Consider the following 20611-nt stretch of genomic DNA (forward strand, 5'->3'; position numbering starts at 1 on the left):
CGATTCTGTGCCTGCAATTGTTGTTGCCTATCTCTACAGTGAGCCTGGCTTGGAGCCAGCCCCCGAGCTGTTTTCTGAGAACCGGCCCTCCGAAAAATGGCCCCTTAAGAACTGGCCCCTTGAGGACTGGTCCATTGACCGGGTCTACCAGGATTTGGGAGGGCGACAACAATTGCAGGCACTTCTCACTGACGCCCAAGCGGGACAGTTTTCTCACTTGCTGCTGCCCCGATTGGCCGATTTGGGTGACACAGTCGAAGAGGTCTGCCAGCGGTTGCAACAGCTGGAGGCACAAGGCATTTGTCTAATCGCAACTCACCAGAGCTACCGTTCGGATGCAGGCACAAGCAACGTGGCGGCACAACTCGACTTGCTGCGAGAAATTGAAGCCAACCAGCAACAGCGCCGTTTGCGTTTAGGACATGCGCGGAAGCGGCTGCAAGCCCTGCCTCCGCCTGGAAAGGCCCCCTACGGCTACCGTCGCGGCAAAGAGCACTACATCATTGACCGCAGTGCCGCGGTAGTGGTGAAAGACTTTTTCGAGCAGTTTTTGCTCTACGGCTCTCTGCGTGGTGCTGTCCGCTATCTGGCCAAGAAGCATGGCAAACGTATTTCTGTAGCGACAGGACGGCGTTGGTTGACCAGTGCGGTTTATCGCGGCGACTTATCTCATCCAGCGCCAACCCCAGCAGGCAAGCCGCAGGTTCTACGGGATACCCACCCGGCCTTGCTATCGCGTCAAGACGCAGCTCAGGTTGACCGTTTGTTGCGGCGCAATGCCTCGTTACCTCGACGTACAGTGAGCGCGCCCCGGTCGTTAGCGGGGCTGGTGAGTTGTGCTGAATGTGCGCAACCATTAACCATTTCGCGGGTGACCACCCATGGCAAAAGCCGCGAGTATCTGTATTTGCGCAATCCCAAGTGTTCAAGAGCGCCTAAGTGTCCAGCGATAGCCTATCAGCAGGTGTTGGAACAAGTCATTGAGGCGATCTGCACCGATTTGCCGCGCACGGTTTCTGGACTGGATTTCTCACGACTGGGACAGGCGAGAGCCGGCATGATGGCGGTGATCGCGGATAAGGAGCGCATTCTGGAGCAGATTCCTAGCCTTGAGGCAACTGGGGTGCTGGATTCTGAAACCGCAACTTTACGCACCTACAACCTGCGCACAGAACTGGCAGACCTGCAAACTCAAATGGCACAACTGCCACCGATTAGTTTGAGTGCGATTGCGCAAACAGCTTCCTTGCCCCAGTTCTGGCAAGATTTATCAGAGACAGAACGACGGTTCTTCTTTCGGGAATTTATTCGTCAAATTGGCGTCCGGCAGTCTCCTGATGGTGTGACTGTAGAGCTGAAATTTGTCTTCTGACCGCCTTCGCCCAAGCACACCATGTTCCAATACCTATCTAAGCTCTTGCCCCCGTTTTTTTATCCGTTGGGGCTGAGCTGTTTGTTGCTGCTGATTGGGGTGTTTACTTTTTGGCGGCGCGACTGGGGACGACGGCTGAGTTTTGCCTGTGTGCTGACGGCCCTCCTGCTGCTGTTGCTGAGCAGTAACAAAGCGCTGTCGGACAGTGCCGTGCGTTCGCTGGAGTGGCGCTATCGAGCGGATCAGACCACGCTGCCTAAAGCAGATGCGATCGTGGTTCTGGGAGGCGGCATCCAGGCCCAACTGCCACCTCGAACTTGGCCCGAGGTAGCGGAGGAAGGAGATCGAGTGATTTATGGGGCGAGGCTCTACCGGGCAGGCTTAGCGCCCTGGCTAGTCATGTCTGGCGGTCGGGTGGACTGGCTCGGCGTCGGTGGTCCGCCTGAGTCGGGCGATATGGCAGCGCTAGCTGAGGCGATGGGGGTTCCCCGCCGAGCCATTTTGGAGGAGCCAAGCTCCTTCAACACCTACGAGAACGCCCGCAATGTCAAGGCAATTCTGCAGGAGCGAGGCTTGCGGCGGGTGCTGCTGGTGACTAGCGCACTGCATATGCCCCGTTCGCTGGCTATCTTTGCCAAGCAGGGCATTGAGGCCATACCCGCGACAACCGATTATCTGGCGGTGGAGAGCCAAGCGCGTAAGAATGCTTGGGAGGCTGGGATTGACTGGCTACCCAATGCAGATGCGCTGCGCAACACCAGTCGCGCTCTGCGGGAATATGTGGGCCTTGGTGTGTACAAGCTGCGGGGCTGGCTTTAATCGCTAAGCATTAAGCATTGGACATTAAGCATTGGGCCTTAAGCGTTAGTAGTCACCGGTTCACTGAGAGCTTTACTGGCTTTGGCCTCAGACTCACTGCTGCCATCTCTGACCCCAGAATCTTCTGGCCCAGAATCTTTTGGTGCGGAAGAGGGCTGGGGCGTCGCCTCCAGGTTGGCATCGAGAATGAGCTGCCGCAGGTGCCGGCGGAAAGCAGGGTCTAAATGCTGTTGCCGCACTGTTTCCCAATCGGTCATGGCTTGGGACTGTCGCTGCTGAACGAGTTCTTGTAGGCCAGGCAGCTTAGTGCCACGTGGCAGTTCTTCGAGCAGCAGTTCCAAGAGCACCTGGGTATCTTGCACAACGCCCAAGTTGTCTTGAAGCTTGCGCACATCCTCAACCCAGTTGGTGAATGCTTCACCATAAAAGGGAGTGAAGAACTCTGCTTCATAACGCACGTGCTTAAGCGTTTTGCGCAGCTCGTGTAGGGTTGGCGCAGAGCTACCCAAGGCTTCTTCCACAGGTAACAACCAACCAGGATGCAGAAGCAAGGTTGAGAGCAGAGGACTCAGCAGGTCGGGCACCAAAGGCAGCAAAGGGCTCTCAGCGAGTGCTTTCAAGCGGGGCTCAGCCAACCAGACACTATACGCTTCTTTGAGTTTCTGGTAGCGGGGCTGGCTCAGGACAAATTGCACCCCTGATAAAGTCTTGCGTCGCTGTTTAGTTAGAGCATCTAAAACCCGGTCCAAGCTCTGTTGCTCCCCAGACTCGAGATGAGGACGATACTCCGTTTTCAGCGTAGCTGTTTGTACATCTAAATCACGCAGTTCACCTAGCACTCGCGCCAGGTCGCGCACCCGATCTGCACCGGCAGCTTTCGGCAATTCCACAGCGACTGCAAACACCTGGAGCGCTGTTCGCAAACGACGACTGCTCACCCGCATCTGGTGCAGGGCTTCTGGATCTTTATCAGCTAAAACCTTCTTTTCGGGCTTGATCAAACGACGATACTGTTCGCCAATCACAACACGAGCATACTCACCCAGGGTCGGCCCTGAGCTGGCATTGGTTGACAAGTCAACCTTAGCTTTCAACTTTTCTTTACTCAAAATGGAGGTCCAACGCAGCAGCAAACTCTAAATTTAACCCTACCTTAATTTCGAGACAACTATATTGCGATAGATGCCGGTTTTGTTGTCCAACTTTCAAACCGAAGCCGTGTCAGCTACCCCAGCATTTCTGGGGCTAGTCCAAGCATAGCCAGACTATCGAGGCTAGTTTGAACTAACTTTTCAATGTCTCAAAAACTTCCCATATTTAGACATCTGAGTCTCTAATTCAAGCTTTTTCCAATTAATTTAACTAAGACGTTTCTTAAAGAGATGATAGCAATCTCTTAGCATTGCTGTGGGAACCTAGCGAGGGTGCAAAAACGAGTCCTAGAAATTGGGGAAAGCTTAATGGCTAATGTGATCGACGGGCAGACAAACGCTGCTGCTTACGTTGCTAATGTACCCGGCAACGGTGGTTATCAAGTGACTCCTTTGCTCACCGTGGGCGATGAGTTTCCGCTGCTCACTGGCGAAGGTTTAGACGACTTGAGCGTGGTTGAAGGTAAAACCTTTGCTTTTACTGGAGTACCAGATGGCATTGGCCTGTTTACCACGGAAGAGGCTTATTATGTCTTCGTCAATCATGAACTAAGTCCTTCTGCAACTTCTGATATTTCCAGTACCGTTCCTGGACAAATTAAGGGAGCGCAAGTCTCACTGCTGAAGTTCGATAAGGATTGGAACGTTATCGGCGGCAAGAGCCTGATCGAACAGGCAGTAGACAGCACTGGCACCTATGTTCTAGACACCACAACTGGCACCTATGTCAACGCCGCAACCGGCGCAAGCTTTAGCTTTAATCGCTTCTGTTCGGGCTATCTAGCTGAATATGGTTTCGAAGATGGCCCCATTTACTTCGCCCCGGAGGAATTTACCCCTAACGGTCGGGCTTGGGCTGTTTCTACCGATGGCACCGCTCAGGCGATTGATGGCTTAGGCCGCTATGCCAAAGAAAACATCCTCGCAGCTTCTCAATATCGAGCTGAAAACTCCGAGAAAACAGTTCTGATCAGCACCGAGGACTTCGCCGACGGTGAAGTCTACATGTTTGTTGGCGAGCAAACCGCAGAAGATCCCAATGGCTTTAAGCGGGGCGATCTGTATGTGCTGAAAGTTGAAGGTCACAGCAACGAAACCCTAAGCGAAGGCGTCAGAACTGGCGCAACCTGGACCCAGGTTGACAGCAATGTCGTCCTCAATCCAGACGGTAAGGTTTTGAGCGATTGGGTGAACACCGAGAGCCGCTCGACCAATTTCCGCCGCCCTGAAGATATTCACGAAGATCCCAATAATGCGGGGACCTTTTATTTCGTTACTACTGGGGCTGAGCAACGCCTAGATGGCTCAGCAACCGAGAATGCTAACGAAGCCGAAAACCCTTACGGCAAACTCTATCGCTTCAGCTTAAATGCTGACGATCCCACTGGAGCCATCAATGATTTTGAACTATTGCTGTCTGGTGGTCCTGGTAAAGGCGTCAGCTACGACAACATTGTGGTTGACAGCAATGGCAATGTCTTAATTCAAGAAGACGCAGCTGCTTTTGGTGATGACGTCATGGCGGCTGAGGGCCGCGACGCGCAGATTTGGTCATTCAACCCTGAATCCGGCGAGATTGTGCCACTGTTTGAAGCCATTGAAGGCGCAGCCGGTCCAAAGTTTAACGATCCGGAGCCTGGTAATTGGGAGACCTCGGGCATTATCGAGGTGCCTACTGACAGCCAAGGTCGCAGCGCCTATTTATTCGATGTCCAGGCCCATAGTATTCGTGATCCACAATATCTGGGCGGCAACTATGTTCAGGGTGGCCAGTTGCTGCTGGCAGTGCCGGTCGCTAACGACCCCACGATTGGCGGCGACAACGGTCGTGATCAGCTCAGCGGCAGCCGCCGGAGCGACACGATTTGGGGCGATAAAAGCCTCTATGGTCCTGGTGGCAATGATCGCATCAACGCCAATTCCGGCAATGATCTAGTGTTTGCAGGCGGCGGCAATGACTCTGTTAAAGGCGGTCGTGGCGACGACATCATTTACGGCGGCGCTGGCGACGATTCCATCGACGGCAATAGCGGCAACGACAAGATCTACGGCAATGACGGCAACGATTACCTGAAGGGCTCCGAAGGCAATGATGAGATCTTCGGAGAAGCAGGCAATGACAACATCGAAGGCGGCAGCGGCAACGACAAGCTATACGCGCAAGATGGCGACACCTTAACCGGCGGTGCTGGCAGTGACCAGTTCTGGATCGTTGACAGCGAAGTTCCCACCGCAGGCAGCCGGATCACTGATTTCCAGGCGGGCAAGGACATCCTCGGCTTGGGAGCTGGGCTAGCCTATGCCAATCTCAAAATCAATCAACTGGGCGACGATACCCTGATCAGCCTTAAAGATGGCAACAAAGCTCTGGCCATTCTTGAGGGCGTCGATGCTGGTAGCCTATCGATCACCAATTTCGTGAGCACCGCTGCTCGGCCTTTGGTCATCGGGCACCGGGGCGCTAGTGGTTTACGGCCTGAGCACACACTGGCTGCTTATGAGCTAGCAATTGAACAAGGCGCTGATTTCATCGAGCCTGACGTGGTTTCCACCAAAGATGGCATCCTGATTGCCCGCCACGAAAACGAGATCTCGGGCACCACCGATGTAGCTGATCGGCCTGAGTTTGCCAGCCGCCGCGCCACCAAAATTATTGACGGCAGCGAGGTGACCGGCTGGTTCACTGAAGACTTCACGCTGGCGGAGATCAAAACCCTGCGGGCCAACGAGCGGCTACCCTTCCGCGACCAGTCCTTCAATGGCCAGTTTGAGGTGCCGACCCTCCAAGAAGTGATCGATCTGGCCAAGAGCAAGAGCGCTGAACTTGGTCGCACAGTTGGCATCTATCCAGAAACCAAGCACCCCACCTATTTCGATTCGATTGGGCTGTCTCTGGAAGAACCTTTGGTAGCAGTGCTGGATGCCAATGGCTATACCAGCGCTGATTCGCCAGTGTTCATCCAGTCGTTTGAAGTGAGCAATCTACAACAGCTCAATGAGCTCACCAAGGTGCCGCTAGTCCAGCTCTTCGATGCAGCAGATGTGCAGCCCTACGACTTTGTTGCCACTGGTGACACGCGCACCTACGGCGATTTATTGGCTCCAACTGGTCTGGCAGAAATTGCCACCTATGCCGATGGCATTGGCCCTTGGAAGCGGTTGATTATTCCTGCTGAATCCGTAGATTTCGACGGTAATGGGCAGCCGGATGACCTCAACGGTGACGGCCAAATCAGTGATGCTGATCGGTTGCTGCAAGCACCAACGACCCTGATCGAAGATGCCCATGCCGCCGGTCTATTGGTGCATGCCTACACCTTCCGCAACGAGGACTTTTACCTGGCTCCGGATTACAACGGCGACCCAGCACTGGAGTATCAGCAGTTCTTTAGCCTTGGCCTGGACGGGCTGTTCAGCGACTTCCCTGGCACTGCAGCTCAAGTCGCCAATCAGCTCTATCCCTTCACCCAAGCCGATCCGCTCAATGGCGTTGGTCTACTCGCACCGAGCCCTGAAACTAGCGTGTAGAACTTAGCGCTCTCATAACGCGCTTAATCCGGCTCACAACACATACATCTCATAGGCACCTCTACTACGGAGGTGCTTTTTTTGTTCGTGAGATGCTTATAAGAAGACACCGTCACTAAGCAGCAGACAAACGACAAACTTGTAGTATCTAGGGCCACTAAAGATGCACTTACGACCAGCTCAGTCAGAGGATCTGGATTTTATTGTCGCGCAGGAAGCCCGGAACGAGGTTGCAGAGTTTATCCTGCCTTGGAGCTTAGCCGAACACCAAATCAACCTACAGCAGCTAGACAAACAGTACAAAATCTTTGAGAGCAACCAGGGCGAAAAGCAAGGCTACGCAATCTTAGCGGGCTTCCAGTTACCTCATCAATGCATTGAGTTAACTCGCATTGTGATTGCTCAGCCGGGTCGAGGCTATGGCAAAACTGCTCTGCGGCTATTGATGCAAGAAGTCTTTGTGCAGCATCAAGCCCATCGCCTTTGGCTGGATGTTTTTGAGCATAACCAGCGAGCTAGACAGGTCTATGAGTCGATTGGCTTTCAAACGGAAGGCAAGCTACGCGAAGCTGTGAAGCGAGGGGAGAAATACTATCCTTTAGTGATTATGTCCATTCTAAAGTATGAGTATTTTGAGCGCTTAAGCCATAAGTTAGTCTAAGTTAGTGATTCTGGCCCAGTTAGCCCGAACTATCAGTCAGCCGGAACTATCAGTTAGCCTAAGCCAATATTCTGAACTAAAAGCACCATTCGTAAAAGCAGCCACCTATGGGGTTACGGTATCCTCCCAAGCGCTCCTGGTTTGCCCTTAGACAAGGGATGCGGTCTGTGTTGCTGTTTGCCGTGGTGTCTCTATTGTTGACCTGGAGCTGCTCAGCAGGTTCGAGTAGCTTAGCCTACAGCGACAGTGCCTGGACTCTTGTTCAGGGTCAAGAGAAAGCGCACCTATTCACCTCTGGTGATTTGCTAGGGCTAAGCAATCCCAGAGTTTATACAGCTCCAGGCAATCAGGAAGAGATCTTTCTCACCGAGGTTTTACCCGACGGGACCTATGTACCTGGATTTACTTGGAACTCGGAGATCTTAGGCGCTAAGCCCAAGGTTTGGCAGGTCAATCTTCAGAGCTTTGCAACTGAATCGATTTCTTTTGAAGACTTTCAGACGCTAGCGTCCCAGGCTCAAGCAGACGCCTCAGAGCCAACCTCTCTCGACCAGTTTCCGACTTTGCAACTGGCAGGCAAAGACAAACTTGTATTTACTTTTGACTCAGAATCAAGAAATCAATCCGGTTACCAAATTGCGCCTGATGCCCCTCTGACCGAAGAGCTGCGCAGTCCGGAGCTGAGAGTTTACGCCAATCAGGCCCGCCGCTATGTCATTGCTCTTTCGCTCTCAGAGCTGAGTATTGTCAGACAGCGACAATATGATTCGCGCTTCCCGTCTTCTCCCCTTAGCGGGTTTAAAGGCTGGCGCACAGAGCCTTATTATTCAGGCACTATGCATCTTGAAGTCTTTGATGCTGCAGTTCCCCAGCAGGCGCTCATTCACCTGAGCAAGCAGTTTAAAAATTGGGGCTTATTGCCAAACTTGCTGGAGTTCATTGAGGTCGCGACTTTACCCAATGGCGGTCCCTGTCTTGTTCTTAACAACTCACTGTTTGTTACTCAGGTTAAAACCTCCGGCCTATTGATCCCCTAGTGGGTCCATATCAACAGCTTTGAGTTTCTGGAGCGACCTCATAAACTTAAAGCTAGGTAGAGAAGTGGGTCAGGTCCAGTGATCAAATAGGCCATCCCAATTAAGAGCAGTTAGCATCCTTGTAAGGTGGAACGATGATCGACATCCTGCGTCAGTTTCCGCTATTTGCGAAATTGTCCGACAGCAAGTTGCAATGGTGGGCAGAACACGGCGAAGAGAGCTGGCTAGAGCCAGGAGCAATCCTATTTAAGGAAGGCGACCCAGCCGAGACTATGTTCTTCTTCGTGCTGCTGGAAGGGGAATTACAACTCACCAAGCAGATCGGCGGCAGCGAGGTCATGATCACCTATCAGCCAGGTGAGTTTACAGGTGAGATCCCCATCCTGACTGGCAAGCCCTGTGGCTCTACAGTTCGAGCGGTTCATCCTTCTCGGGTCTTGCAAATTAGTGCAGAGTCATTTAAGAGCCTGATGCTTAATTGCTCGCCCATGCGGGACATTATTTTGCCCACGATGATGCAGCGCCTCCAGGACAAGGAAGCAATGCTGTGGCAGCGAGAGAAGATGGCCGCGCTAGGCAAACTTTCAGCGGGACTGGCCCATGAGCTCAACAATCCGGCAGCAGCAGGCCGTCGAGCCGCAGAGCAATTGTACGAAACAGTTCAAAGCTTGCAATCCCTAGCCCTCAATCTCAGCGCTCAAGCCGGGGCATCGGTCCCCCTCGATTTCTTCACCGAGTTGCAACAAGAGGCGTTGCAGCGGGCCAACACTTCTTTGCGTTTGGATCCGTTGGCGCAAAGCGACCAAGAGGAAGAGTGCAGTGACTGGCTCAGTTCCAGTGGCATCCAGAACGGTTGGCGACTGGCCCCCACTTTGGTCAGAGCGGGGCTGAATACCACCTGGCTCGACAGCTTGGCTGCCCGCATTGCTGCTCAGTCCAGTAACCCAGCACCCACGCTCCACTGCGTCTTGGCCTGGCTAGAGGCAACCCTATCTACAGTGTCACTGCTTCAAGAAATTGAGCAGAGCACCAGCCGCATCTCTAATCTGGTCAGCGCCGTCAAGTCTTACTCCTACATGGACCAGGCTTCGGTTCAGGAGATCGATGTGCATGACGGTCTGGAAAGCACAATGATCGTGCTGGGCCATCGGCTCAAGCAGGGCATCACCGTCATCCGTGAGTATGACCAGAGCTTGCCCCGCTTTGTTGCTTATGGCGACGAGCTCAATCAGGTCTGGACCAATCTGATTGACAATGCCATCGACGCGATGCAGGGACGCGGACAGCTCCGCATCCGCACAGCCCACGAGAACCATTGCGTTCTCGTCGAAATTGCAGATGATGGCCCTGGCGTGCCAGCCGAAATTCAGTCGCGCATCTTCGAGCCGTTCTTCACCACGAAGGGAGTTGGTGAGGGCAGTGGTTTGGGGCTGGACATCAGCTACCGCATCGTAGTGTCGAGACATCGGGGCGACATTAGAGTTGTTTCTTGCCCAGGTGACACCCGATTTCAGGTGCGTCTGCCTCTGATTGTGCAGCCTGAGCTGAACCGAGAGCCCATGCTCGTGTCTGTGCCCAGTGTTTAGAGTCGCTTAACGGCAATTCAGGTTCGCAATCACCTTGATCCCCTAAGGGTGATTGCGAACGCATGATCTAACGCATTGATCTGCTGATTTGCTTGTGCCTGATCTACTAACTCACTTCGCAGTTTTAGTTTTCAAGGCGCTAGAGCTATCGGGGCCGCTGAAGCGTTTCTAGGGCAACCTGGATAGCCCGCTCTTTTTGTGGATCTGCTCCCTGTGCGTAAGCCAGAGGTAGGGGCACCTCGACATCAGGAGTGACTCCGACCCCCTCCAAACGCTGGTCATCGTCAACGTAAACATCGGCAACAGCAACGTAAAGCACACTGCCATCTGACATTAGAAACGGACGACCGGCCACCACAGCACCCGCCGTTTTAGAACCTACGACAGGTCCGATTTTGTATTGCTGAAAGCTGTAGGCCAGAACCTCTTTGGCACTTCTGCTGCCTTCATTGACCAACATCACCACTGGCTTATTCCACTGCGTTCTATTGGTGTAGCGCTTGCGATCGCGTGGAATATTGGTCACGCTAGGTCCCCGCGCTGTATAGATATTAAGAACCGAGAGGGGTGCCCCACCCCATCCTTCGCGCAGGTCCAAAATCAATGCGTCCGCGTCTTTGAGATCACCATAAAATAAGTCCTCCTCTAATTGTTGCTGGTACTGGTCGCTGGCGTAGGACCAAATGTGAACATAGCCCAATTTCTTACCCGCTCGCTCAATCACTTGGGTACTGGCTTTCTGTGCATCCAAAAACATCGTGGTTGCGTCAAGCAGCTTGGGCGTAACGGCAATTTCTCGCTGCGAATTGAGATCAGGTGAACGCTGAATTAGAAGTTTGACTTTTTGACCGGCTTTACCAGCAAAAGATTGAATGGGTTCGAATGGGCGTCCTTCAGCATTCAAAATTTGATCGCCCAGGCGCAGCCCTGCCTCAGCCGCAGGACTGCCCTCCCAGACCCCACTGACAAAGGTTTTGCCATCAATATCTCGGGTAAAAATGCCAATGCCACTGTACTCAAGCTTGTCATTGGGAAAGAAGGGCTTGAGCTGCTGCTGCAACTCAGAACTCCTGGGTCGAAAGATGCCCAAAATCTGATAGTACGCAGGCTGATCGGAGGTGTAGAAATAGGTGTGGGAAGTCTTGAGTTCCGCCAACATTTGGTTGATTACAGCTGCTGTTGCTGGCTTAGAGCGGGCTTGTCTAACCTGAGGCTCGTACTTTCGTCTGATCGCTCTCCAATCAACCCCCTTCAAGTTAGGGTCGTAAAAGGAATCATTGACTGTTTGCCAGACCTGCTCAAAAACTTTTAAATCCGGTTCTGAAGCCCGTGAAAGCATGGGGGAAAAGCCGTAGCCCAGCAGGATTGAAAGACCTACCAAGGCAGTGATCAATAGCGTTGTTGCTAGGCTGGCATTGCGAGCGAGTCTCAATCTTTTCATGCCATCTTCCTTGGGCCAAACTGAATGCTGTCCTATGATTGGCGCACTGTGCGTACTACTGTAAGCCGTGGGTGTAAGTCTTGAGCGAGGTGTTAAACTTCGGCATCGTCACTAGCGCCAATTGCTCCTAAAACCTTCACCGGAGGCAATTCTGGTCACAGCGGGAAGCTGAAAGAGCAGGGCTGAGTTCTATTAACCGCACATTAAGGTAAATCTGCTACCTGCTATTAATTAGAGACTGGCAGGTTCCAAGGCCTTGCGACCTGTCCTCGCTCAATTTCTGCCACCCCAATCTGAACCTGTCTCAACTGACAGACGTCTAATAGGGGTGTGAGGTGTAGTTTTGTAAACAACCGAAGCCCGCCCGCCAACGCCCTTGGTGCCGAGGAAAGACCCTGCCATGCCACAGCCTGTTGTTCGATTGGCCGAAAGAGCCCCGAGCAGAACGTCCAAGCACTTCAAGCTGCCGCTTGTCGCCAGCCGTCTATTTCCCCTATTCATCGTTAGCCTGCTGTTGCCGCTGACTGGCTGCGGTCTGTTGCCCAAGCAAGAAGCCGAAGCGCAGGCTCAGCCACAGGGAGCCGAGCAAGGTGGTCCAACTCCTGTCGATGCTGCTATTGCGCGCACCGGTTCTCTAGGGAATCAGCTAGAGTACACCGGCACCACTCAGCCTGCCCGGGAGGTCTCTCTACGCGCTCAAGTTGAGGGACGCCTGATCAACCTCAACGTCGATGTGGGAGACCGGGTGCGACAGGGGCAAACCTTAGCTCAATTAGACGATGACCTGCTCCAGACTGCTGTGCTGGAAGCGCAGGCCGAATTGGCGGCGCAGCAGTCAGAGGTTGCCAGAGCCCAAACTGAGGTGAGCAATGCTCGGACTCAGCTGGAACAAGCGCGTCTCGAATTGCAACAGGCCCGTGCCGATGCCAGTCGCCTGCAACAGTTACTCCGAGAAGGAGCAATCGCAGAGCAAGAAGCAGAATCAGCCCTGACCGAAGCACGAACGGCTGAGCAAGCGGTGCGAGCTGCCGAATCTCAGATCCGCACCCAGCAAGCAGCAGTAGCCGCGACCCAGCGCCGAGTCACTGCTCAGCGGGCTGTAGTGGCGCAGTCACAGGAACGGCGTTCCTATACTCTGCTCACGTCCCCCTTGAATGGCTCGGTTTTGGAGCGGGTGACCGAGCCGGGGAATCTGGCCCAACCGGGCAGTGAAGTTTTAAGGCTCGGTGACTTCAGCCAGGTCAAGGTCATCGTTCAAGTTTCAGAACTGGAACTGAGAGCGATCCGGGTAGGACAACCCGTGCAAGTTCGCCTGGATGCGATGGGCGACCGGCGCTTGACAGGACGAGTCAGCCGCATTTCTCCGGCAGCTGACCCGACTGCCCGCCTGATTCCGGTTGAAGTGACAATGGCGAATCCCGGTAATCGCATTGGCAGTGGTTTACTAGCGCGCGTTAGTTTTACCCAGCAAACCGCTCAACGAGTTGTCGTGCCCCAAACTGCTCTGGTACAAAACGAGCAGCGAGGCGGACAGGATAACGCTAATCGCAATACTCAAAACGGCTCACAGAATAACTCGCAAAATAATTCACAAAATAACAACCAGGGCAATTCACAAAACAGCTCACAAAACAACGCTGATAACAATCAGTCCACGCTGTTTGTAGTCACAGGCGAGGGTGAGCAAGCCAAAGTCGCAGCCAGAACCGTCAAACTAGGCGAACGCAACGACGCTCAAGTCGAGATTCTATCGGGTTTGAAGCCTGGGGAACGTTTTGTTGCCCGCAGTGGCAGACCCCTTAAAGATGGGCAGCCGGTGCGTCTGAGCATTCTGTCAGAGACTAGCCAGCGGGAGAGCCAACTGTAATGCAACACGCCAAACCTACGGGATTTAGCTTTAGCGGCATTGCCATTCGCCAACACATTGGCACCCTCATGCTCACCCTGGCAGTGCTCGTGCTGGGCTTCTTTTTTGTGACTCGGTTACCAGTTGATTTATTACCTTCAATTACCTATCCCCGGATTGGTGTGCGCCTAGATGCACCAGGTGTATCACCCGAGGTGGCTGTAGACGAAGTAACTCGACCGCTGGAAGAGGCTTTCTCGGCAACTGAAGGCGTTGTTCAAATCTTTTCGCGAACCCGTGAGGGACAGGTCAGTTTGGACCTGTTTTTTGAAACGGGTGGCAACATCGACCAAGCCCTCAATGATGCGACCGCTGCCTTTAACCGAGCACGAGGAAACCTACCCGACACGATTGAAGAACCCCGCATCTTCAAATTTGACCCTTCGCAGTTGCCAGTCTATGAGTTCGCGCTCACCTCTGAGACACTGCAGGGCGTGGACTTACGCGTATTCGCCGATGAGGAATTATCGCGGGAGCTGAGTGTGGTGCCGGGGGTGGCAGCAGTAGACGTGGCCGGGGGTGTGCAAGAAGAAGTCCGGGTCATCGTCGATCTCAACCGGCTGCAAGCCTTAGGCGTTGGCTTAACCGATGTTCTAGATGCCCTAACCGAGCGCAACCAGGATATCTCTGGCGGTCGCATCTTGGGTGAAACCACAGAGCCACTGACCCGAACTGTGGGTCGATTCCGAGACGCTCGCGAAATCCGTGACCTCTCGTTTGAAGTCGGCAATAGCTCTTCTCAGAATTCAGGTTCATCGGGTTCATCCAGTTCATCAGGCGAACAGAGCGACAACTCAAGCCAACCTCAGACTGCTCAGCCCGGTCAACGCGTTTATCTGCGGGATTTCGCCGAAGTCAATGACGGCACGGAGGAGCAACGCATCTTCGCCTCCCTCAATGGTCAACCGGCAGTCAAGGTCAGTGTCCAGAAGCAGCCTGATGCCAACACCATCTCTGTCGTGGATGGCGTTAAGCAGCGCCTTGAGTCTCTGCGGCAGTCAGGCTTGATTCCGGAAGACATGGTGCTGACGGCAACTAGCGACGAGTCTCGCTTTATCCGCAACTCGATCTCGAACGTGACCAGTTCAGGTCTGGTGGGCATGGGGCTGGCTGCTCTAGCGGTGCTGCTGTTTTTGGGCTCGCTGCGCCAAACCTTGATCATCGTGTTCGCAATTCCGCTCGCGACGCTGGCCGCAATTATTTTGATGGGCTTGTTCGGCCTATCGATTAACGTATTCAGCTTGGGCGGTTTGGCCTTAGGTGTGGGCATTGTCGTGGACAACTCGATCGTGATGCTGGAGAGCATCGCCGAAGGCGCAGGCATGACCCCGGGACGGGATACCAAAAGTAATCTCGACCCCAAGCAATTGCTAGACCAGGCGGAGCAGAGCGGTCGGGAGGTAGAGTCAGCTCTAGTGGCCTCCACGGCGACCAACCTAGTGGCAGTTCTGCCCTTCTTGCTGATCGGCGGCTTTATCTCGCTGCTGTTCAATGAGTTGATTCTCACGATCAGCTTTGCCGTTGCCGCTTCGATTTTGATCGCGGTGACCGTGGTTCCGATGCTGACCTCGCGTTTGCTGGCCGTACGCTGGTCGAGCGGTGTCAGTCGCTTTTGGCTGCTGCAACAATTCAACCGCCGCTTTGAGGATTCCACGCGCGGTTATGGCTCGCTGCTCAATCGCGTTCTGCGGATGCGCTGGCTGATCACGGGCCTCACGGTGGCCATTTTGGGCGGAGGCAGTTGGTGGTTAGGTGGCCAGATTTCCCAAGAAATCCTGCCCCGGATCAACACAGGGCAAGCCGAGCTGAGGGCGCAATTCCCTCCCGGTACCCCCTTGAGCACCAGCCGCAAAGTCATGGCTGCCGTGGATGAGATTTTCCAAAAGCAGCCAGAAACCGACTATGCCTTCACCGTGGTTGGGGGTGCGCTATTTGGCAGTAACACCAGCGAGAATCCGCTGCGGGCTTCCAGCACGGTTACGCTCAAGCCCAATACGGATGTCGAAGCTTATGTGCAACGGGTGAATCAGGAGCTTAACCAGCTCAATCTGGCCGGGATCCGGCTGCGGCTGAACCCTGGTCAGGTGCGGGGTCTGGTCCTGACCAACTCGCCAACCCAAGGCTCAGAAGTCGATGTGATTCTCCAGGGCAATGACGAACAGCAGCTGCGTCGGGCGGGTCGTCAAGTGCTCAGTGCGCTGGATGAGGGTGCAGCCTTGGCTAGTTTCCGACCCGATGCCGACGACCGCCAGCCAGAAATTCAGATCCGTCCCGACTGGGAACGGGTTGCAGCAGTTGGACTGACCGCCCAGGAGATTGGCGAGACGATTCAGACCGCGATTGAAGGCTCAGTTCCCACTCAATTGCAGCGCAATAATCGGCTGGTCGATGTGCGGGTAGAGCTCAACCAGGAAGCCGTGCAACGGGCTTCACAGTTGGAGCGCCTGCCTCTGTTTGTCGAAAACAACCGGCCTATTCGCCTTAGTGATGTTGCCCGGATCGAAGAAGGCCAGGCCCCCGGCGAGGTGCAGCGCATCAACCAACGGCAGGTATTTCTGATTGCAGGCAACCTCGCTGAGGGAGCCAGCTTGGGAGAAGCTCTGGCTCAAGTCGATACGGTTATCAAAAACGTAGAGTTGCCTGAAGGTGTCACCCTATTGCCCAGTTCTGCGGCTGAGGCCAATCGCCAGCTTCAGAGTTCACTGCTGCTTCTAGGCGGCTTGGCTAGCTTCCTGGTGTTTGTAGTGATGGCGGTTCAGTACAACTCGCTGGTGGACCCGCTGATCATCATGTTCACCATTCCCTTGGCGCTGGCAGGGGGCATTTTCGGTCTCTACGTCACCAAAACGGCTGTTGGTGCAACGGTTATTGTCGGTGCCGTGTTGCTGGTGGGTATTGTGGTGAACAACGCGATCATCATGGTGGAGTTGGCCAACCAGTTGCGGGAGCGGGAGGGACTAGACCGTCGCACTGCCATTCTCAGGGCAGCTCCTCAACGGTTAAGGCCAGTGCTGATGACTACGATCACCACAGTGTTAGGCATGTTTCCCTTAGCCCTGGGCATTGGGCAGGGTGCAGAATTTCTACAACCGTTGGGGGTAGTGGTGTTCTCGGGTCTGTCGCTGGCAACGCTGTTGACCCTGTTCATCATTCCCTGCTTCTACGTCATCTTCCATGACTTCTTTGGTGGCTTCGGTCGCAAGCGTTTGGCAACCATTCCTGTGGCTCCTGTTGAACGCCCCTCCGACCCAATCTCTCGCAGAAAATAAGTAAGCTCGTAAAATTAGGCTCGTAAGCCCTCAATGCCCTAAACTGCTTCGACAGTTTAGGGCATTAGAGTTTGGGGCATTATTCATATCCGACAAACCTCAGGCCTATGGGCTACCGACGTTCAGTTAAGCTCAAAACGGCTGCTACCAACTGGTCTGGTGTGATTGGCTTACTCAAGCACATCTGAAACCCGGCTGCTAGGACAAGCTTATGGCTTACAGCCCCTGCATAACCCACCACGGCAAGCGCCGGGGTCTGACTGCCTTGCTCTAGCAAATTCGAGCGGAGTTTTCTTATGAGGGTGTAGACATCGGCATCGGGCAGCTCAATGCTACTGATTAAAAGATCTGGCTTGAAGGATCTTAAGGCAGTTAAGGCATCGCGGGCTAGCCCTACAGCTGTCACCTCTGCCCCATCGCACTCCAGAATCACAGTCATTAATTCTGCCGAATCAGGTTCATCCTCAATAACGAGTACCCTTAATCCTTCAAGGCCCATCTCTGCCTGATGTAAAATGGCCTCAGTCTTATTTGGTTTCAGCATTATTTATGGTAAATTGTTTATTATTAATTAATAAATTGATTTAGCTGGCTGCCAGCCCAGCCAAATCTGCTAGTTAGCTTCAAGAGTTACTGTGCAAAACGATGGCTATATTACAGTTACTCCTATTAGATCTAAACCCGAGATAAACTTAGCAACGGCCTAGATTCAACAGGAGTAACTGTCAAGCTGATTCTTTGATTTTAAGTTCTTAGTATCCACATTAGACCCCCGTAATAGACTATTGTAATTCTCAGCTGGGCAGCATCGTTCTATCGCCTGGCAGGTTGAATATTAAGGCCAACTGTGCTGAAGAACACAACGACTTTGTATGAACTATCTATATCCACTAAAACTTTTAGAATTTTTCGAACTCGCATGGGCAGCCTCAGGCTCGCACAGACTCCTTCGCTGAACTAAACGTCGCATCAACACTAGAGCAATCCCTCCAGAATTGTTAAGGCCAACTGTGCTGGTTGACACAGTGGTCTTCTACAACTTCAACATTGCAGTGATGAGCCTACTCAGTCGGGGGCTAAACGGTTGGCAAAACTAGGCTAATTTAGGTTCAGCCCTAACTAGCCAGAATCATATGGCGCTTGGGACAGAACGATAGTTTTCCTTGCCTCTGCAACTTGCTCAACAAACGGGTGATCGTCACCCGGCTCGTGCAACAAGCATTAGCCAGATCTTCATGAGTCAGACGAACACCCAGCCGAGTTCCCTCAGCCGTCGGTTCCCCAACCTCCCGTTTAAGCAACTGTAGAAGTTGATGCAGGCGGTCATTAACACGTAGCTCACCGGAAATCGCTAACAGAGCTTCGGTATGTTGCAGCCGTTGGTTAAAGCTCTGTAGCAGGGCTTGCGCAAGTTTGGGCGAGGCCGCAACTTCTACCAGCGGAATCGAGACCAGTTGCACTTGCTCTGAGAGCGCAGTCGCCTGAAAAACTGGCAGAGCAGTCAAGTCAGGTCCAAAGGGCATGGACGATCCTACTAGGCCAATCAACACTTCTTCGCCACGGGCTGAGACCGTCGTCAGCTTGACCAGACCCTGACGAATTTGCCATACGCTCTGCGGTACCAACGGAATCACTTCGCCCCGAACATAGCTCTGCACCATCCGATCTGAGTCGGCATTGTTAGGTTCAGCCAGAGCTGAGTTTGACCCCTTGCGCTCTGCCAACGCATGAAACCAGCACAGAATTACAGGGTCGCCTACTTGGTTATGGGAGCTAACTAGGCTCAAAGCCGCATCGAAGACTTGCCCATGATGCGGCTGCAAGCGCATGGTCCATTCCTGGCGCCGCCCAGACAGACTCAAAGCCGAGCGTTCTATGGCCTGCCGAAATTGCAGCAATTCTGTGTTGAAGGACTGACGTGCATCTTTTGCAACAAACAGACTCAAGGGCTTGCCCACTAAGAACTGGGTTTGAGCATTGAGTAGAATCGCAGCCGCTCGGTTTGCCTCTTGGATCGTGCCTTGCAAATCGATCACCACATAGCCATCCGGCGCAAACTCGAACAGATTGCGATAACGTTGGCGTTCGGTTTCTAGGCTATGCAAAGCCTCGGCCAATTTTTCGTTCTGCCGACACAATTCCTCAGCCGCAACCTGTAGCTCTTCTGAAGCTCTGCCAATTTCCAGAAAGGTTTGAGGTGGCAACATTGGATGAGGCTTGGCAACTTTTTCAGCTTGCTCATAAAGAGTAGCTAAGCGCCAATGCATTGCCCTCATCTTGGTCGAAAACAGATCTGCACTAACACTCATTGTTTGTTCTGGACCCTTGGACCTATTGTTCGCACCCTGCTCAATTGACCCAGCCATCTGTACGCCTTGGCACATAAGCAATCTCGGAATCAGAGGGCTTCTTAGTAATAATCACAAAACTTTTTGAGTTTGGCAAACAGCTACTCAAAACATTTTAGGTTAGCTCAATTTCTTCAATATAAAAGGCCTGAAAGTTTTTATAACCTTTGCCTGTTCAGCCTTCTGTACTGCTAGCAACATACTAGATTTTAGGGCTTTTTTAGGCCGACATCTACCCAAAGATAGATTTTGAGAAAAAAGTGCGATTTTGTTGCCCCAGATTCGCCTCCACTGCCCAAATTCCTGGACTTCTAAACGTCCCAGACCCCTAAATTCTCGGGCTCAAGGTTCAGTCAATACCAACCACAAAGCCAAGTTAATTACATTCGATGTGATAGCTACAGATAAGCACTAATTTAGACTTCTCTATCCTGCTGTAATCTACCCTGCTATAGTCTGTCGTTTTAGCTCTCCCCCCAGAGGGAAGCCAATAGGGAAACATTCTGTTTCAGCTTTCCCTTGAGAACAGCTCTCTTGCTTATTAGAAAGCCTTTTGCATATTGGAGCACCTATTAAATTCACTCCAGATCAATCCATATTAATATTAGATCTTATCTAATCTTCTCATATATTTCCAATTCACCTTTTTACCTTGCACTCACTTAAAATCACTGTCAATCTAACTGGCAATTTAACTGTCAATCCATCGGATAAAAACGTTGAGTTTCCGGAGAATACTGCCAAGCGATGTTCTCCGGATCTCTAGTTTTGGACCACTCCGAGAAATTGGGTCTACGTTTTTTGCTACTAATGCTACTTGGGCTTACTTCTAAGCGTCGTGCTAACTCGGCTTGGATTAGGGATGCGATAGGCTCACCTGAGCCCGTAGACCCTGAGACCGGAGTAGCCAAGGTTCGAGCAGTTGCAAAACGATAGATAATTTCGCCCTGCTCAGTGACATCAAAGTGAGCGGCAAAATCACAGGCTTGGCGCTTTAGATACCGTTGAGCAATGTCCCCAGATAAATTGGCCTGCATCGCCAAATCCAGAGCAGTAATCTGTCCTTGATTTTGCTGAACCAATTGATAAAAGGCCGCATTGAGCAACGCCTGTCGGTTCTTCTCCAACCCTTGGTAGTAGCCCCAACCGCGCCACGCTAATAACCCTGCGACTAGAGCCGCACTGCTGCCAATCAAAGTCGGAATCAGTGGTACAACCGCTTGGGTTACCGATTGGATGACGCCAACAACGAACAGAAGGGCGAAAAGGCGAGTCAGCCATTCGCCGAGCCGGGGCTCCGGTTCAGATTTCTGGGCAGATTTGTGGTTAGGCATACCTTTGCTTGCTTGATACAGCCTCCTCACTCAGGCTCTCTCCATTAGGTCTCGTTATCGGGCCTCGCATCAGGGACCAAACGGACCTGTCCAGCTTTGTTGTGAGGGAGCGGGAGAGGGTTAGGTTTCTGAGTCTATCAAGCCTCTAACCAGTTAGCC

Annotated in this window: 13 protein-coding genes; 8 read left to right on the forward strand and 5 right to left on the reverse strand. The window is 52.9% G+C overall.

Annotated elements, in window-relative coordinates; all coding sequences use genetic code 11:
• Positions 1–7: 7 nt before the first annotated feature.
• Both H6F94_RS10085 and H6F94_RS10090 read left to right on the forward strand, forming a co-directional pair.
• Positions 8–1372 (forward strand): recombinase family protein, encoded by a 1365-nt coding sequence (locus tag H6F94_RS10085; RefSeq protein WP_313949259.1) that lies wholly within the window; start codon positions 8–10, stop codon positions 1370–1372.
• A 21-nt stretch (positions 1373–1393) separates the two neighbouring features.
• Entirely contained in the window at positions 1394–2191 is a 798-nt protein-coding gene (locus H6F94_RS10090; protein ID WP_190802105.1) for a YdcF family protein, read from the forward strand.
• Positions 2192–2229: 38 nt separating this feature from the next.
• On the opposite strand, the gene H6F94_RS10095 is transcribed toward H6F94_RS10090, so the two are convergent.
• Positions 2230–3285 carry a CHAD domain-containing protein gene (locus H6F94_RS10095; protein WP_190802106.1) on the reverse strand — a complete coding sequence of 352 codons (1056 nt, stop codon included), beginning with the start codon at positions 3283–3285 and terminating at the stop codon, positions 2230–2232.
• 330 nt (positions 3286–3615) lie between these two features.
• Between H6F94_RS10095 and H6F94_RS10100 the strand changes: the two genes are divergently transcribed.
• The 4 genes from H6F94_RS10100 to H6F94_RS10115 all read left to right on the forward strand — a co-directional run bounded on the left by H6F94_RS10100 (position 3616) and on the right by H6F94_RS10115 (position 10154).
• Positions 3616–6870 (forward strand): glycerophosphodiester phosphodiesterase family protein, encoded by a 3255-nt coding sequence (locus H6F94_RS10100; protein ID WP_190802107.1) that lies wholly within the window; start codon positions 3616–3618, stop codon positions 6868–6870.
• Between the two features lie 163 nt (positions 6871–7033).
• Positions 7034–7531: a GNAT family N-acetyltransferase gene (locus H6F94_RS10105; RefSeq protein WP_190802108.1), complete on the forward strand. Its 498-nt coding sequence runs from the start codon at positions 7034–7036 to the stop codon at positions 7529–7531.
• Positions 7532–7638: 107 nt separating this feature from the next.
• Positions 7639–8568, forward strand: a complete 930-nt coding sequence (locus H6F94_RS10110; RefSeq protein WP_190802109.1) for a hypothetical protein — start codon at positions 7639–7641, stop codon at positions 8566–8568.
• 134 nt (positions 8569–8702) lie between these two features.
• Positions 8703–10154, forward strand: coding sequence for an ATP-binding protein (locus H6F94_RS10115; RefSeq protein ID WP_190802110.1), 1452 nt, complete (start codon positions 8703–8705; stop codon positions 10152–10154).
• A 145-nt stretch (positions 10155–10299) separates the two neighbouring features.
• Here the strand turns inward: H6F94_RS10115 and H6F94_RS10120 are convergent, their stop codons facing one another.
• Positions 10300–11595, reverse strand: coding sequence for a S41 family peptidase (locus H6F94_RS10120; protein ID WP_190802111.1), 1296 nt, complete (start codon positions 11593–11595; stop codon positions 10300–10302).
• Positions 11596–11995: 400 nt separating this feature from the next.
• On the opposite strand from H6F94_RS10120, the gene H6F94_RS10125 reads away from it, so the two are divergent.
• The gene (locus H6F94_RS10125; RefSeq protein ID WP_190802112.1) at positions 11996–13462 is read left to right on the forward strand and encodes an efflux RND transporter periplasmic adaptor subunit; all 1467 of its coding nucleotides are present in this window, start codon (positions 11996–11998) and stop codon (positions 13460–13462) included.
• Entirely contained in the window at positions 13462–16770 is a 3309-nt protein-coding gene (locus H6F94_RS10130; RefSeq protein WP_190802113.1) for an efflux RND transporter permease subunit, read from the forward strand. The genes H6F94_RS10125 and H6F94_RS10130 overlap by 1 nt, the downstream gene beginning before the upstream one ends.
• A gap of 112 nt (positions 16771–16882) precedes the next feature.
• Here the strand turns inward: H6F94_RS10130 and H6F94_RS10135 are convergent, their stop codons facing one another.
• The 3 genes from H6F94_RS10135 to H6F94_RS10145 form a co-directional block, all read right to left on the reverse strand.
• Entirely contained in the window at positions 16883–17314 is a 432-nt protein-coding gene (locus tag H6F94_RS10135) for a response regulator (protein ID WP_199320325.1), read from the reverse strand.
• 571 nt (positions 17315–17885) lie between these two features.
• Positions 17886–19037 (reverse strand): PAS domain-containing protein, encoded by a 1152-nt coding sequence (locus tag H6F94_RS10140; RefSeq protein WP_199320326.1) that lies wholly within the window; start codon positions 19035–19037, stop codon positions 17886–17888.
• Between the two features lie 779 nt (positions 19038–19816).
• The gene (locus tag H6F94_RS10145; RefSeq protein ID WP_190802115.1) at positions 19817–20452 is read right to left on the reverse strand and encodes a YfgM family protein; all 636 of its coding nucleotides are present in this window, start codon (positions 20450–20452) and stop codon (positions 19817–19819) included.
• Between the last annotated feature and the right edge of the window lie 159 nt (positions 20453–20611).

The sequence above is a fragment of the Leptolyngbya sp. FACHB-261 genome (assembly GCF_014696065.1).
Classification (GTDB): domain Bacteria; phylum Cyanobacteriota; class Cyanobacteriia; order FACHB-261; family FACHB-261; genus FACHB-261.